Source organism: Chloroflexota bacterium, assembly GCA_016235055.1.
Taxonomy (GTDB): domain Bacteria; phylum Chloroflexota; class Anaerolineae; order JACRMK01; family JACRMK01; genus JACRMK01.
The window spans coordinates 32,383-48,268 of record JACRMK010000009.1 but is presented as its reverse complement, the minus strand read 5'-3'; the positions used below and the strand labels follow the sequence as shown (position 1 = coordinate 48,268).

Annotated in this window: 14 protein-coding genes; all 14 read right to left on the bottom strand. The window is 65.2% G+C overall.

The window, feature by feature from the left end:
• Window positions 1–18: 18 nt before the first annotated feature.
• Window positions 19–1,128 carry a hypothetical protein gene (locus HZB53_02555; GenBank protein ID MBI5876504.1) on the bottom strand — a complete coding sequence of 370 codons (1,110 nt, stop codon included), beginning with the start codon at window positions 1,126–1,128 and terminating at the stop codon, window positions 19–21.
• A gap of 51 nt (window positions 1,129–1,179) precedes the next feature.
• Entirely contained in the window at window positions 1,180–2,478 is a 1,299-nt protein-coding gene (locus HZB53_02550; protein MBI5876503.1) for a YncE family protein, read from the bottom strand.
• 30 nt (window positions 2,479–2,508) lie between these two features.
• Complete coding sequence (locus HZB53_02545) at window positions 2,509–3,795, bottom strand: YncE family protein (protein ID MBI5876502.1); 1,287 nt, start codon at window positions 3,793–3,795, stop codon at window positions 2,509–2,511.
• A gap of 103 nt (window positions 3,796–3,898) precedes the next feature.
• Window positions 3,899–6,013, bottom strand: a complete 2,115-nt coding sequence (locus tag HZB53_02540) for a hypothetical protein (protein ID MBI5876501.1) — start codon at window positions 6,011–6,013, stop codon at window positions 3,899–3,901.
• Between the two features lie 34 nt (window positions 6,014–6,047).
• Window positions 6,048–6,578 carry a DUF2313 domain-containing protein gene (locus tag HZB53_02535; protein MBI5876500.1) on the bottom strand — a complete coding sequence of 177 codons (531 nt, stop codon included), beginning with the start codon at window positions 6,576–6,578 and terminating at the stop codon, window positions 6,048–6,050.
• A gap of 22 nt (window positions 6,579–6,600) precedes the next feature.
• Window positions 6,601–8,652 (bottom strand): putative baseplate assembly protein, encoded by a 2,052-nt coding sequence (locus HZB53_02530; GenBank protein ID MBI5876499.1) that lies wholly within the window; start codon window positions 8,650–8,652, stop codon window positions 6,601–6,603.
• 16 nt (window positions 8,653–8,668) lie between these two features.
• Window positions 8,669–9,070, bottom strand: a complete 402-nt coding sequence (locus tag HZB53_02525) for a GPW/gp25 family protein (GenBank protein MBI5876498.1) — start codon at window positions 9,068–9,070, stop codon at window positions 8,669–8,671.
• Between the two features lie 17 nt (window positions 9,071–9,087).
• Window positions 9,088–10,875 (bottom strand): VgrG-related protein, encoded by a 1,788-nt coding sequence (locus HZB53_02520; protein ID MBI5876497.1) that lies wholly within the window; start codon window positions 10,873–10,875, stop codon window positions 9,088–9,090.
• Between the two features lie 12 nt (window positions 10,876–10,887).
• The gene (locus tag HZB53_02515) at window positions 10,888–11,832 is read right to left on the bottom strand and encodes a LysM peptidoglycan-binding domain-containing protein (GenBank protein ID MBI5876496.1); all 945 of its coding nucleotides are present in this window, start codon (window positions 11,830–11,832) and stop codon (window positions 10,888–10,890) included.
• Window positions 11,833–12,350: 518 nt separating this feature from the next.
• A complete protein-coding gene (locus HZB53_02510) occupies window positions 12,351–14,501 on the bottom strand; it encodes a DUF4157 domain-containing protein (protein ID MBI5876495.1) in 2,151 nt (716 codons plus the stop codon).
• A gap of 28 nt (window positions 14,502–14,529) precedes the next feature.
• A complete protein-coding gene (locus tag HZB53_02505) occupies window positions 14,530–14,973 on the bottom strand; it encodes a phage tail protein (GenBank protein MBI5876494.1) in 444 nt (147 codons plus the stop codon).
• 2 nt (window positions 14,974–14,975) lie between these two features.
• The gene (locus HZB53_02500) at window positions 14,976–15,233 is read right to left on the bottom strand and encodes a hypothetical protein (protein MBI5876493.1); all 258 of its coding nucleotides are present in this window, start codon (window positions 15,231–15,233) and stop codon (window positions 14,976–14,978) included.
• Complete coding sequence (locus HZB53_02495; GenBank protein ID MBI5876492.1) at window positions 15,226–15,444, bottom strand: hypothetical protein; 219 nt, start codon at window positions 15,442–15,444, stop codon at window positions 15,226–15,228. The genes HZB53_02500 and HZB53_02495 overlap by 8 nt, the downstream gene beginning before the upstream one ends.
• Window positions 15,438–15,800: a phage tail assembly protein gene (locus HZB53_02490; GenBank protein MBI5876491.1), complete on the bottom strand. Its 363-nt coding sequence runs from the start codon at window positions 15,798–15,800 to the stop codon at window positions 15,438–15,440. The genes HZB53_02495 and HZB53_02490 overlap by 7 nt, the downstream gene beginning before the upstream one ends.
• Between the last annotated feature and the right edge of the window lie 86 nt (window positions 15,801–15,886).

Genomic DNA, 15,886 nt, shown 5'->3' with positions numbered 1-15,886 from the left:
AACTTGGGAGGGTATCCGCTATCGCGGCATGTTATTGACAATCACGATGGCGAACGCAAAGCATGCAATCAGGGCTAGTGTGAGCAGGCCGATGATCAGCGCCCACGGTACCGGCTTGACTGGCGCAATCTGCACGAATTGCGCCGAAGCCGCACCTGGCTCAGCCAGGCCGTCAGTCGCGGCGGCCGCAACCCGAAAATCGTAGCTGTGCGCTGCGCCGCCGGCGGCCAGCATGCCGGCCGCACGTACGCTCAGCGACACGGGGCGCTCGGACTGCGGCGCCAGCACGACCTGCTCCGGATTGAAGCGGAACGAGAGTCCTTCAGCGGCTTCACTGACGGCCAGCCGGGCGTTCACCGGAATCGGTCCCGGATTCCCAACGCGCACCTGGAATATGCCCGTGAGCGGCGCACGCATTTGGGCCGGTGCCACCGAGACGATCAGGGTGGCCAGCGCGCCCTGCGCAAACTGGCCCGCGACGTCGCGCGGCGCCGCGTCGACGGCGTTACCGTCGCGTAACGTATATGTGCCGGTGGTCGCCACGTTGAAGGCGACCGCGCGCTGGGCGACGGTCATCTGCTTGGCGCGCGCCGTGACGACGAGTGTGCCTTCGCCGCCAGGCGGGACCGTAAGCTGAAACGGCTCGAACTTGTACCAGAAATCGCCGTTGCGGTCCTGGCCGCTCGGGTGCACCAGCAGCACAGCGTTGGCGCCGTTGATGACGCGCAGCGGATAACGCCGCTCCTGCGGCAGGTCGCCCGCTTGCGGCGTCGTGAGACGCAACTGATAGTCGCCAACCAACTGCACGTCGAGCGTGACGTTCGTCACGGCGCTTTCGCCCGGCCGTTCCTGCGATACGCCGGCCACTTGCACGCCGTAACTGCCGGCCATCGCCTCGGCCGGGTGTGCGGGTGGCGAGATGATCACGCGTGCCGAGGCAGTGCCTTGTGCGAAGACCGGCAGAACCGGCGGAACCATCTGCACCCAGCGGCTATCGATGCCTTCGACGCGCAATGTCACCTGATCGACAAGCGTCGTCAGGTTCTGGATGGTTACGACGAACTCGACGCTCGAGCCGGGCGCGACGCTGACACGATCGTGATTCGCAGACAGGAGAACCGATGCCATGCAACCGTATCCTTGCGGCGAGATGGGTGCGCCGTGTGGCGCGCACCAGAACTAGTAAAAGACGTAGGTTGGCGTTAATGACACCGGACATGGCGCCGTAATCGCCGACAGGCTATTGGCTGCGTAGTTGGCCACGTATACGGTGTCCGTCGGCGCAAAGTACGCGATACCCTGACCGCCTTCACCGACGGACTGCTTTCCGACCGCATAAGAGCGTACGGCCGTGGATAGCGTGTTGTCCAGCGCGTACAAACGATCCTCGGCCGGCACCATCACGCCGACGCAGCGGCCCATGTACTCAAGCCCATACGGCGCGTTCCTGAACGGATAGCTCCGGCCGGCGATGCGCGCAAACCCGTATACCCGTTTGCTCTCCAATGCCGAAACGTAGCCGTAAGCCGCATTATCGGACATGCTCAGGTCGAACAGGCTGGCGTCGGCGAACTTATCGGAACCGCCGCCATCTACACAGTACAGGCGCACCACCTGCCCGTCGCGACTGACGCCGTAGACCGCATCCGTCTGCGCATTATAATGCACGTGCGCGGGTTGGCCGAAACCGATCGGGATGGAAGCGACCTGGCCCGTATCGACCCGAATGCACGAGTACAGATTCGAGCCAAAGTTGGCGACAAACACGACGCCGCTGTTTTCGTCGACTGCAAGACCCCACGGCAGTGCGCCGACCGCGTAGGTCCGGCGCACGCGTTTGGAATTCAGGTCAATCTCCGTCACTGTCGCCTGCTCGCGGTTACTTACGTATGCCAGCCCGGCCGCCTGCCAGATGGCGATGCCGTTCGGGCTGGGGATGTCGGCGATGCGGGTCAGCACGCGCGACACGTTGCGGCCGTCCACCTCCGCCACCGAGTTGTCCATGCGGTTTGTGACCCATACGTTGCCGCTTTTCGCGTATACCGCGATATTCTGCGGCGTTCGCAGATAGGGGGTCGCGGTGGGCGTGTTGGTCGGTGTGGCCGTCTGGGTCGGCGTTTTGGTCGGCGTCCGCGTCGCCGTGTTCGTCGGCGTCTGTGTTGCGGTGGGCGTGTTTGTCGGCGTCGACGTGAAGGTTGGCGTGGGCTGCAACGTCCCGGTTGGCGTATTGGTTGGCGTATTGGTCGGCGTGGACGTCGGCGTTGGCATGGGCGTGTCAGTCGGTAGCGGCGTTTCGGTCGCCGCCGCCGCGGCGAACTGCGTCACGGTGGCTGGGGGCACAGTCGGCGCCGGTTGCGGCCCCAGCGCGAGAAACGATCCCAGCATGCAGACGATGCATGCGAAGATGGCCATAAGCAAGCCACCGAGCATGCGCATGTTCGGGCTTTTGGGCAGCGAGTTGCTAATTTGGTCGAACATGGATCCTCGTCAATTTCGCGTGCAGCAACTCTACGGTTTCGGGGTGCCGTAGACCGGCGTGACATTGGGCGGGCAGGGATTCTTGATCGCCGTCAGGCTGTTGGCGCCGAAGTTGGCCACGTACACCGTGTCGGCCGGCGCAAAGTAGGCGAGGCCCTGGCCGCCTTCGCCCACCGTCTGTTTGCCGAGATTGAACGTGCGTACTACCCCGCTTAGCCACTGATCGAGCACGTATAGCTTGTCTTCGGCCGGCACGACGGCGCCGACGCACGTCTTGATCGCTTCCACGGCGTACGGTTCGTTCGCAAACGGATAACTATTGGCCCCCATCGAACCGACGAAAAACCATTGAACGCGCTGACTGCCGTTGGTGGTAACGAATACATGGTTGCTGTTTTCGCTTGAGGCGATGTCGAATAGGGTGCTATCGGCAAACGACTTAACGATCTGGCTGCTTCCGCAGGTCAACTGCACCACCTGCCCGTCGCGGCTGACACCGTAGATGGCATCGACCCGCGCGTTGTAGGTCACATGGGCTGGCTGCGTGATCTTGCTGGCAATCGCCAGCACGTCCCGCGTGGCCGGGCGGATGCACGAGTAGCTGTTGGAGCCAAAATTGGCGACATACACCGCGCCATGGCTCTCATCCACGGCGATGCCCCACGGCAGGCTGCCGACTGCAAACGTCTGCCGCACCTGCTTTCGATTCAGGTCGATCTCCGTGACGGTCGATTGATCGCGGTTCGTTACGTAGGCCAAGCCGGCCGCCTGATAAATGGCGATACCGTTCGGGCTCGGCACGTTGGCGATCCGTGTCAGCACGCGCGAGACGTTGCCGCCATCGACCTCGGCGAGCGAGTTGTCGGTCCGGTTCGTCACCCACACATTGCCCGTCTTTGCGTACACCGCCAGGTTCTGCGGACCGCGCAGGTAGGGTAACGCGGTGGGCACGGTGGTCGGCGTCCACGTGCTCGTCGGCGTTCTGGTCGGCGTGCGGGTCGCCGTCGGCGTGACGGTTGGAGTGGCCGTGGTCGTCGCCGTCGGTGGTTGGGTCCCGGTCGGTGTGGTCGTCGGGGAAGGCGATGGCGTCGACGTCGCTGTCGGCGCTGGCGTGTCTGTGCTGGTGGGCGACGGTGTTTCGCTGTCCAGGGCGGCCGGCGTCGCGCTCGACGGCGCGACCGTGGCCGCTGGTTGCGGGCCGATGGCTATGTACGAAGCCAGCATGCAGCCCAGGCAGGCGAAGATGGCCAGCAGCAGGCCGCCGAGCATGCGCATGTTTGGGCTGCGAGGCAATGCGGTGCCGAGTTGGTTGAACATGAGAACCTACGCCGCAGGTCATCGCGAAATCCATCCGGCCGCCGTCATGGCAACTGCCCTTCGATAGGCTCGTCCGGCGCCGTGCCGGCAAATCAAATTGTGACTAATGCGGAAACAACACCTGGTCGACGAGATAGCGCATGAAGTCGGCGATGGCGCGCGACAGGCCGCCAAACGGCGAGATCTCGATCAGCGTTCTGACAAATGCCGGGTTGATCACCGAAGTCAGCAACGCAACCAGGCGTTCGTTGCGCACCGGCGGCTTCTCAATCACTTCGATGCCGGCCAGCACGAGCGTCGCAAGGAACGAGATGAAGATGAAGAACAGCAGCCAGCGCGCGAACCAAAGGAAGAGCTTAAAGCCGCCGCCGGTGAACCCGCTCAGGTCGACGCCCGGAATCTGCGCAAGCGTGCCGTTGACGACCGGCGGCACGGCCGCGCCTTCCACCGTGCCGGTCACCGCGAATTTGTGCACGCGGCGTTGCTCGCCCTTCATCAGGCTGTCCTTGGGCTTCGCCGTGATGGTGGCGCTGCCCTCCGAACCCGGCGCGAGGTTGATCTCGCTCGGGCTGAACGAGAACGACAGCGCGTCGGCTTCGTCGGTCGCCGCCAGCAAGACCTGGACCGCCTTTGGGCGCGGGTTACTGGCTTTCACGACGAACTGCGCCGAGCCGGTGCTGCTGATCTGCGCCGGAATCAGCGCCAGCTTGACCGGCTTGAGCGTCTGCTGAACGAACTTGCCCGTGGCGGTCGCCACCGGCACCAGTTCACCGGCGCGCGTGGCGTTTACCGTGAACGCATACTCCTTACTACCTTCGCCCTCGAAGTTGGCCCGCGCGCGCGCGCGCAGCGTAACCTGTGCCTCTGCGCCTGGCGGCAGCACCACGCGCGGCGGCTGGAACGTGTACTCGCAGCCCAGTTCCGGATCCTCGCCGGAGAAGACCAGCGTCGTCTCGACACCCGACGGGTTGACGGCCAGCACGGTGTAGCTGGCATCCAGTTCGGCGCTATTGACCTGCGGGCGCAGGACGACGCGGAGCGGCGACGCGCCAACCTGAGTCAGGCGGGCGTCGGCGACTTGCGGCGGCACGCGGCCGTCGCGCTCGGTCGCCGTGACACGGAAGGCGATCATCTTTCGCTCGCCGGGATTGAGCACCGCGCGCGGGCGCACGCGCAAAATGCCCGCCACGGCTTGCTTGGCCGGCACGAACACCTGCGCTTGCTCGAACACATAGTCGCACGCGCCATCCGGGTCGGCGGCCGACAGGTTCAGCCATAAATCCGTGTTGCTCGTCGGCGTGCTGCTCAGCACCACGCGGAAATCGCGCTGTCCCTGCGCCTCGATATCTTTCGGGTCGATCGCCATCTGAAACCCGGCGCTGGTCGTGACGTCGACCTTCAGCGGCAGATCGGTGCGCTGGTTCAGGTTCAGATAAGAGAATGTGCGCAGGACAAATGGGTACGAACCGGCCGCCGTGTCCTGCGGCGGTGTGACCGTCAATGTCGCGTTGCCGGTCTCATCCGGGTTCAGCGTGACCTGCGCCGGCTGCAACTTGACCCAGGCCGGTTTGATGCCGGCGATGCTGAAGGCAAACGTATCGAGCACCGTGCCTGCATTGTGCAGCGCCAGCTTCCATTGAACGGCCGGTGGGGGCGCACCTTTGATTGGCTCGGCGACGACTTCAATCTGTGCGGCCGTCTGCGTGCGCTGTGCGCTGCTGTCCGCCGACGAGGTCGCGGGCGGTGCCGCCGGCGGGGGCGTGAATGGCTGCCGCGGACGGGACTCGGGCATCGACTTTGGCGGTGACGCGGTCGGCGCGCGCCGCGCCGACGATTCCGGCGCGGTGGTTGGCGGAGGAGGGGGCACCGATCGCTGCGGCGGTGCAGGCGGCACGAATGTCGCCGGCACGTCCACGTCCAGTTGCGTTACGCCGCCCGATCCGCTTTGCGTTGCGGCGCGCACCTGCACGTGATACACGGCGCCGGTTGCGTCGGCTGGCGGGTTCACGCTAATGTCAGCCTGAATGTCCTGCATCGGAAACGCCGACACCTGTTCGGGGGAGGCCGATACCCATCCGGCGGGCACGCCCTCGATCGTGATGGTGTAGTTTCCGACTTCCTCAGTGCGATTGCGGACGGTCAGCCGGACCGTGGCCGATGCGCCCGGTTTGACCTGAACGGCTGCGGTGTCGAGTTTGAGGGTCACTGAATCAGGCATGAGTGCACCACCTGGCGGTTCGCATGAGCTTGACTTACGCCTTTTCGATGCGCAGCGTGTACGTTGTGTGAGCGGGCTTTTCTTCTTCGATAATGCGCCGCACGCGGTCCGGGTCGATCGTCGACGGATCGGGCAGACGGAACACGACCGTGAAGTGATACGGGTTGCCGTCTACGGCGTCCTCGCTGATCTCAGGTTCGGCATCCATGTAGATGGCGAGATAATCGCGCAGCGCGCTCCGGGTGCCACGCCGGCGATACAGATCGGCTGCGCGCAGAATCAACTGCCGGCGCCGCTCGACGGGCCAGTTCTCATCGAGCGCCAGGTCCACCCAGGTGCTGAGCCACGGCAGCATGTCGGGTGGCGTGAGGCGCGGGTCGAAGTACGCCCACAGCACCGCGATCTGCTGCGACAGCGGCTGCCACGTATCGTCAAAGATATTCAGGAAGCTGCCGAGGAACGGATCGTCGGCGTACAAGGACGGCAAGTACGTCATCAAGCGGCTGGGCTTGCCCCAGAGCGGCACAAGCGGATTGCGCGCCGATCGCTGCACTGGCTGACTCATGAGCGTAACCTTGCCATGCGAGTTAGGCCGAGTAGACGTTGTGATAGTACGAAACTATCACGCCGTTGGGCGGAACGTTGATGACCTGTTCTGATTTGCCAAGTCGCTGGCCCTTCGGATCGGTCAGGTTGATCGGGTACAGATCGAGGCCCGTGGCGTAGTCCACGCCCGGCACTTCCTGGATCAGCGCATACACCTTATCAATCGTCAGTGGTTTGCCGAAGGGCCAGCCGCCACCGCCGCCGCCATACATCGGGTTCAGGAATCGGTAGAGCGCCGCCTTCACGTCGCGGCGCACGCGTTCCGGCTCGGCTTTGGGCGCGACGCGGATGCGGGTCTGCACCGTGACCCAGACGTACTGCGGCTCGCCGATCTGGATGCGCGTTGTCAACATACGCCGCTCGTCCAGGTACTCGCGCAGGCGGAACTCGGTGGACGGTGTCAGCCGTAATTGTGCCTGCAGGACGCCCTCGATGCCGGCCCGCCGGTTCTCCTGCGCCAGCGCCTCATGCAACTCGATCTGTCGCTCCAGTTCGCTATCGGTCAGCGCCGGCAGCGCCGGGATGACGAGGATCTGCACCGTGTTGGGCGGCGGCGCCGAGGGATCGTCGGGGCGCGGCTGCAGGCAGCGCACGCGGCCGACGCCTTCGACCTCGCGGGCAAGGTACTCATAGTCCTCGGATGTGACCGCGCGGAAGCGGGTGCGCAGCAGCGACGGGGCGCGCAGCTTGGCGTCATCGAGGCTCTGTGCTTCAAGGCCGCCGGTAATGTCGGCACGGTTGGTGACCGACGCGACGTAGGGGAGCGTGGTTTTCAGCACCTTGACGCGACCGGCAGCCACATTGCCGCGCACGCCGCCGCCGATGCGGTAGCGTCGAATACGAATCTGGCTGGCCTGCGGCGGGATCGCGCCGAACTGCGGCTCCGCGCCGTTGCGCTGGCGTACGGCGGGACCGAAGCTGACCTCGCCCGTTATGGAATCGAGCATATAGTGCCGGTCTTCCGGTCCGGAATCGCCGAAGTGCGGCACCATCGTCCACGGCTCCCAGTTGTTGGCGGTCACGGCGACTTCCACAATCTCATCGCTGCCCTGCGGCTTGAGGATGTTGCGATTCTGCAGGCGGAAGCGCTGCGCCGGCTGCCCGGCGCTGTAGCCGAGCACTTCGGGACCCACCGGTTGCGCGTGCGTGACCGGCACCGTGATGCCGATCGTGTACGCCGACGCGCGGCGGATACGCGGCGCGCGCGCATAGGGCGCGCGGCCGGGCGGCAACTGGTCGAGCGGTGCGCAGCGAATCCACGTGCGCGCTTCGCGCATGCGGTCCGGCCGGGCCGGCTGGCAGGCATAGGGCAGATGCAGTCGCACTTCGCCGTTCTGGTTGAGTCCCAGCGTCGTGTCCGAGGCGACCTCGACCGTTTCCCACTTGAACTCGTTGCCGCGCCAGACTTCCCACTTCCACGGCGGGCGCTCGGGATCGATGCCGATGCCCACCCGGTCGCACTGGAATTGCAGGACAAGCACATGACGGCTCAGATCGGCGTCGAAGCCGAGGTACATCGCGTTGGACGCACGCGGCGGGTTGGCCCACACATCGAGCGCCGTTTCGCCGCGCGCCGTGGCGGCCTGATCCTGGAACTCGTCGCCGTCGGCGCTCGTCAGCAGCCAGCGCACTTGCGGGGGCAGCACCTCGGCATCCGTATCGGTTGTGAAGACGACGGCCTCCAGTGTTTCCGTGCGTTCCGTGGCGGTCTCAGTCCAGGCCGGGATGATAGCGCGGCGGTCCGGCCGGGGGGCGGCGGAAAGCATGAACGTGACATCGCCGCGCGCCGGCTGCGCCGGCTGCAGTCCGACGCCGAGCAGTTCCAGAAAGGTGACGAAGTTCTTGTCCGGCACCTGGTTGAGCCGGAAGATCATCTGCTCCGTCATCCAGGCGAACAACTCGATCAGCGTGACGCCCGGATCGCTGACGTTGTGATCGGTCCACTGCGGCGCGTAGCGCGGGATACGCCGCTTGGCTTCATCGACGAAATCCTGGAACTTCCGATCGTCTAGGTTTGGGACGGGCAAGGCCATGTTGACTCCGTAACCGTTATTCACCCGGAATGCGATAGAACGGATAGACCAGGCTGCGCTGGTCGTGTGTGGCTTTGATGCTGTACTGCACGTCAATCAGCAGCATGGCCGGCTTCCGCCGGTCGGTGCGCGCGACGACGTCGGTCACCTCGATGCGCGGCTCCCAGAACTTGAGCGCGTCGATGACGAACATCTCGGCCATGCCCATCGTCTCGGCGTTGAGCGGGGCGAAGACCAGTTCGTGCAGGCGGCTGCCGAATGTCGGGCGCATGACGCGCTGGCCGATCGGCGTGCCGAGAATGATCCAAATCGCCTGCTTGATCTTTTCGTCATCGGAGGCGGTGGCGATGCCGCCGCGACCGTCCGGCCGCGGCGGGAAAGCCCAGCCGGCGCCGATGAAATCACGCTTGTTGGTCACGAATGCTCCCGGTCGATCTAGTTCAGCTTGATCAAGCCGCCGGTGACTTGAACGGTTGCCGAGCCGCTAATGTCCACCATCGACCCGCTAATCTTCGTCTGGGCCGGGCTGCTGATTTCGGCGCCGGCGCTGCCGCTCAGTTTCAACTGCGCCTGCGAGCTCATGTCAACGCCGCTGGTGCCGGCAATCTTGAAGTCGGTCTGGCTGTTCATGTCCATGCCCTGCATCGCCTTGAATGTAATCTTGCCCTTGGACTCGATCTTCAGGTCGCCATCCACCTTGATTTCCATTGAGTTGTCCGACGACTTCATGACGATCTTGTTATTGCCGGTCTTGTCAACGATGCTGATCGCCTCGCTGCCCTCCGTGTCGTCCAGCGTGATCGTGTGCCCGCTGCGCGACTTCAGCACGCGCTTGTTGACCTTGCCGTCGCCGCCGACCGCCTCGCTGGCGTTCATCGGCAACTTGTCCTTGCCGTTCCAGAGCCCGCCGATCACGAACGGCCGGTGTATGTCGCCGTGCTCGAAGCCGATCAGCACCTCGTCGTCCACCTCGGGCAGGTACATGAACCCGCGGCCGTCGCCGGCCATCGGTGTGGCCACGCGCGCCCAGGCACTGACGTCGCTTTCGGACAGGAATGGCAGCTTCACGCGCACGCGGCCCATCTCCTCCGGGTCTTTGTTGTCGGTGACGATGCCGATCGCCAGATTCATCGCCGCGTTGGATGCGGGCGGCACGACGTCTTGAATCAGGCTGGCGAACCCGCGATCACGCTTGCCGCTGATTGCGAAATGCGTCTTGAGGCCCTGGTCCTTCGTCCAGTGGTGCGTTGCCTGGGTGACGTAGTATGTGCCGTTGAAGCGCTGACCCACGCCAGCCACTTCGACCTGTTTGCCGGCCTTGATATCGGCGTTGCCATCGACTGCGCCGTCGGCCTCCACAAAGGAGGCCGCCATCTCATCAAGCAGCGCCTGCGCCATTTTCTCGGCTTCGGATGCCGAGCGCACAAACTCGTCGACGACGGCGTACTTTGCCTCGCCCCACGCTTGCTGGGCGACTTCCGCGCCCGGCTGGCTGATGCCGATCTGCGGCGCACCCTGACCGCGCGTGGCGCGCCCGACAACCTGCTCCTTGGTCTTCGGGTTCCAGCCGCGCACCTCGACCTCGTTGACCTGCTCGCTGGTGCTCAGGCGCGGGCGGAACGAGCGCAGGCTGGAGCCCCATTCAACGCGCACGGGAGTGCCCGATGTGCGTGTGGCGTGAAAATGCAGCTTGTCGTCGTCAACCCACATCTCGTAACCGACGCGCGCGGCGCGCTCCCACAGGAAGTCGGCGTTAGTCTGGTTGTTCTGGTAGACATACGGATGGATTTCCGACGTCTCGTCGACGTCGCTGGGGTTCAGCGCCGCCTCGCGCGCCAACTGCTTCACGATGTCGGAATCTTTCATGTTGGTGAACGCGCGCCGCTTGCGCCCGCGATACAGCGCGTGCGAGAGATCATACCCGCGCACGACGAGCGTCGGCGACGCTTCGTTCAGATCCGGCTCGAGTGCGGCGATCTTGCCGAGCAGCAGCTTCTTCGCCGGGTTCTCGCCGTACGAGATCTCAACTTTCTTGCCCTCGCGCAGCGTGGCGTCCTCCAGCCACTTCATGTCGTGGTTGCCCAGGTGCAGCGTGAACATGCTCGGCAGGTGCAGGCTGTGATCCACCTTCACCTCCTGCAGATCGCCGATCATGTCCTCGCTGATGGGCGATCCTTCAACCTTGATCGAGATCGGCGAGACGTTCTGTCGTTCTTCAGGCATGGTCTGTCATGCTCATTGCGGGATGGCCAGCATCATGCCGGGCCGCAGTTCCAGCGGATCGTGAATGCCGTTGGCCTCGGCGATCCGCCGCCACTGGCTGGCGTCACCGTATTCCTGGTAGGCGATCCAGTCGAGCCGGTCGCCCTCCTGCACCACGCGCACACGGCGTCCCGGTTCACCGATCGAGGTTGGGTTCGTGCCCTCGAGGTTCTCAGGGTCTTGCACCTCTTTCATCTGTAGCGTCGCGCTGGCGCGCACCGGCAGGCCGCTCGGATCGAAGAACGTGTACTTGATCTGGCAACTGGTGATGTAGCAGTCAAAGTAGTTCTTCGTATCCTTGCCCCAGAACAGGCGGCACTTGGGCGGCTGGCCCATCTTGCTGTTCTTGCTCTGTCCCTTGAGCTGCGGGTCGATCATCATGAACTTGAACAATTGGTTGGTGCGCCGGCGCACGTCTTCGATCTGCACGTCATCGCTTGGCATCGTGGCGTCGAAGAACAGTTCCATCTGAAGCGCGCGCGGGTCGCCGCCGCCAAACTCCCACTTGGGGACGTTCGCGCTTTTGTTGCCCTTCATCTCCCATTTGTTGGCCTTGGAGAGTGTGTATTCGCTCGGGTTGAACATGAACTCAACCGACGAGTCCTTGAGCGAACCCTCTTGCGCCACGATGCGCCCGCGCTGTACCGGGCCGCCTTCACCGGGCGGCGCGCCTGGTGACTCTTCCTCCGGCGCATCGGCGGGCGGCTCGCCATCGGGACCGGCAGAAGGCGGCCCACTGCCACCGGGTGGTGCGCCACCGTCTGGACTGGCGCCGCCATCGGGGCTACCACCGGACGGTGGGCTGCTACCTGGCGCAGCCGCCGGAGCGCCGCCATCGGGCGCCGGCTGCGGCGCATCGCTCCCGGAAGGAGTGGCGGGCGGCGTGCCGCCATCACCGGGTGAATTGGGATTGGTCATGCCGAATGCCTCATCGGTTCTCGTGCAGCCTGGTTTTCACGTGACAGCACGTATACTGTACGGCCTGGCGAGCGCCCCTTGCCTGTCTTGCATGGCCTGTGCGCGTCCCGCCTATGGCGCGACGTCCGCCGGCTTTGTGGCGGGCACAGGATGAAGCTCGAAGGCTGCAGTAGGGGCCTGTTGGTGACTTGCCGCGCATAGCACTTCAACTGCTCCAGCCTGGGTGCTTCGCGCGCGTAGCGATCTGGCTGATAACGACCTTGCCTCCGCGCTGCTCACGACGTTCGCGGTATTGCTCATAGGGGCGACCCTTGCGGCGCCCGGTGCTGGGTCGGGGCAAGCCCGGCCTCTACAACAAACCTCATGCCGCATGGCATGCCGCGCGCTGCATGGGCTTCTCAGCATGACGCTTCCATTTGCAACAGCATCAAGTGGAATCACTGATTGCTGCAGCGGCGAGCGTCAACTCGCATGACGCCTTGGCTCCCGTGCCGGATTGTTCCGCCGCCGCTCGCGCTCTAATAGATCGAATGCCGCGTCAACTCGCCACGCAAACGCGTTTTCAACAGCTCATATACATCCTGAGCGATCTTGTCAACGTTGGTGGCAGGCGCTGCTCCGCCCGGAGCGCTGCCACTACTACCCCCACCGCTGCCGCTTGCGCCGTCCGATCCGCCGCCACCACCCGCAGGCGCCGCACCACCGCCGGCCGCCGAAGCTTGCCCGCCGGCCGCCGGTCCCTGTGCAGCCGCCGCGCTACCACCGCCTGCCTGCGCCGCGGGAGCGCCGCCTGTGCCAGCCGGCGGCTGGCCTCCGGCTGGACCGCCACCGCTTTGTGCAAGCCGACCCAGTGCGCGGGCGGCATCGAGCACTTCCATGCGCGGGGCCTGCGGCCAACCCTGCTCAATGATACGCGTGACCTGTTCTTCCTGCTGGCGCGCCGTCTGTTCGCCTGCGTCCGTCGCCGTCGGCTGTCCTTCTTCGCGGAAAGCGAGCGCCTGCCCGACGTGTGCCAGTTCGTGCGCGACCAGCGCGAGCCCGCGCGTGCTGCGCAGATCGAGCCGGCCCGGCGCGAAGACCACCCGCTCGCCGGTGGTAAACGCTTCGGCACCCAGCTCGGCAGCAACTGCCGACGTGTACAGCCGTACCCCCGAAAGTTCACGGCCAGCCAGTATCTCCATCGGCCGCCGCACCTCGATGGGTATCGGCGTGCCGCCGCCCATGCTGGGCAGGTCCGACACGCCCGCCAGCGCCGCCTGCCGCCGTGCGGCGGGCAAGCCACGTACCACACGCTCGGCCGCCGATTCGACCGGGAGCGCCGCTTCGGTCAACGGCGACAGCATCCGTTGAACTGCAGCGAGCACCGGCCAGTCCCGCGCCAATTGTGCGGATACGGCGTTGACCGGGCGTGCGGGCGCGTCCGTTGTGTTTGCCATCAGGCTGCCTGACTGCACCGCGGACGCTGTGGTGCGCCGAACGGATCGGTGCACGGTGTGGGCAGGCATGGCGGCTGCCGCCTGTTCAATCACCGGCTGACTTGGGGGTTCCGTGCCGCGCACTGCGGCGTTCGACTCGGCAGCCAGCATAAGCTCCGTTGGCGGCACTTTGGCGATCATGCTCTCGACGGGCCGCGCGATTGTTATCGGTTCGAGAATGGTCTGCGCCGAAGGAGCCGGATGCTCTTCTCCTATGGGAGGCAATGTTGGACTCGCCTGACGGGCCGTTGTTTGCGCGGCCGCCGGTCGCGCCACGCGGCGCACGACGAGCGGCGCAGCGATTGCAAACGACCGCGGCGCAGCATCGACAGTTGCAGTGAACCCGCCAGCCGCGTATGTTATCGCCGGCGTGACCACGCTAAAAGGCCAGGGCGGCGGCGTTGGCCGTACCTGTGCTGGTGCGGCTACACCAGGCGCTGGCGCTGCCAGCGCGGGCGGCTCACTGCCCGGTGTACGTCGCGCGACAGGTCGTTCGTCTGCGGTCATCATCGGGGCGGAGGCTGCGGCTGACGACGCTGCGGTCGGTTGTTCAGCCGTGCGAGGTTCCTCGCTTGGCGTTGCCGTCGCCTCGATCGGCCGCGCCGTATTGGGCGTGCCAAGCTCGCCAGGTGAATCGCCGACGGCGCGGCTGAGCCGCGCACGCGCCACGACCGTCCGCCCCGATGCCGTGCGCGCCTGCGCGCCACTCTGGGCAACCGTCCATGCCGCCGGCAGGCTGACCGGCACGAAGTCGCCGGCCGTCGACGCAATCGCCGCTTGCGGTTCATCGCCAAGCGATTCGAAGAGCTCAGGCGCGTCGCTTTGCGCCAGCGGTTCATCAGCCCAATCGGGCCACACGGTCTCTGTGGACTCGGTCTGTATGCTGGCTGAACGCTGAACGACCGGCCGGCGCGAAACGGCGTGTTCGGCCTCTGCATCGCGCCGGCGGCGCGACCGGAAGGCGTAGTGGGTGGACAGCCCGAACCACGGGTCGATGCGCGCCGTCTGATACCACGGCCGCGCCAGCGACGTCGTGTAGCGCCAATGCCCGATCGCCATGTGGTCGATGGCCGCGAGGCGGCTGATCGCCAGCGGGCGCAGCGCCGCGAGCGCCATCGGTGCGCGCGCGGTCTGCGCGACCGTGATTGGCGTGCGCGATGCCCAACCGGGCGTCAGTATGGTGCGGGTTGCCATGGTCTGCGAATCGATTGGCCCGTTGACTCTACTGGGCGAAGTCCATGCCCTGGTGCGCGAGCACCAGCGTCTCGATAGCGATCGCGTTCTGCTCGGCGTTGAGCGCCGACGCGCTCCATTTGACCGGGTACGCGTCGATGAACGTCCACGCGCGCAACGGGCTCTCGCCGGACAGGTCGTACAGTGTGACGGTCACGGTTTTCGGATCCACCGGGCCGTGGACGGTTTGCTGCACCCACTCCCAGAGCGGCTCGCCGTCGGTGGCGATGCCCTTCTTCAGCGTGACGTTGGTGAACTTGAAGCGGCCGGGCAGCCGGTGCACGCGGGAGTTCAAGCCGCCTTCTTTGTAGTCGAACGTCTCCTGCTCGAATTCAAGCCCGGAGCATTCTGAGAAGCGGGCCACCTGCAGGCCCTGCACTTCAACGTGAAAGCGGAATGATGGTGATGGATCGGGACCGCGCGAATATGGCATCGCTAACGTCCTCCGGTTCGCTCTTGGTGTACCAGCAGATCGCGGCGCATGAGTTCATACACGCGGTCGGCGACGGCGCGCGCATCGACCGGCGCGGCCGCGGCGCCGCCGGTCGGAGTGGAGGCAGGCGCACCACCGGCCGGCGCTTGCGCCGGGGCGGCGGCTTCCCCTGCGGCGGCCGCACCGGTGCCGAGCGGCGTCATCGGCGCGGCCGGCTGCCCCTGCGTCATCTGTGCGATCACCACGGAAAGATCAAGCATTGTAGTCGGTGCCAAACACCAGGTCCTGAAGCGGTATGCCCTTGGACTGCGACGGCGTTTCGTTCATCTGCCTGTTGATCGTGGATATCTCGTCGATGAAGCGCTGGCGGTCGCCGTGTGTCAGCGCGAGAATCGCATCGAGGTCCCAGTGGAAATGATATGCGACAAAGGCTACCTCCTCGAACAGGCTATCGAGGGGGTAGCCTACGATCCCCCCGCCGGGTTGGTCTCCACCTGGAACGTGTGCGCGCAGTTCGGGCACGTCACGTTCATGGCGCTCTCGCCGTCGCTGTTGATCCGGCGATAGAAATCCTGCAGGTACGCCAAGTCGCCGGTGAACAGCTTCTCGATGATCGTCGTATTGATTTCGGACAGGTCGCCGAGGCGGGTGATCACGCGCGCCAGGATCGCCACGGTGAGGTACGCCTGGTTGTTCCGCACGCGCATGTCGCGCAGCGGCGCAATCTCGTCCATTGCGGTGGAGAGGCGCATCAAGCCGGACTTATGGACCTTGCCGTTATCGTCCACGTAACCTTTCGGCAAGCTGAATTCGAATTCCTGCTGCAGCGGGCTGACTGGTGGCATCGTGCGCTCCGGCATCATTGGATGGGGAAGGCGGCCGGCTTGACCGCCTTCCCCGCAACGGTTAACCA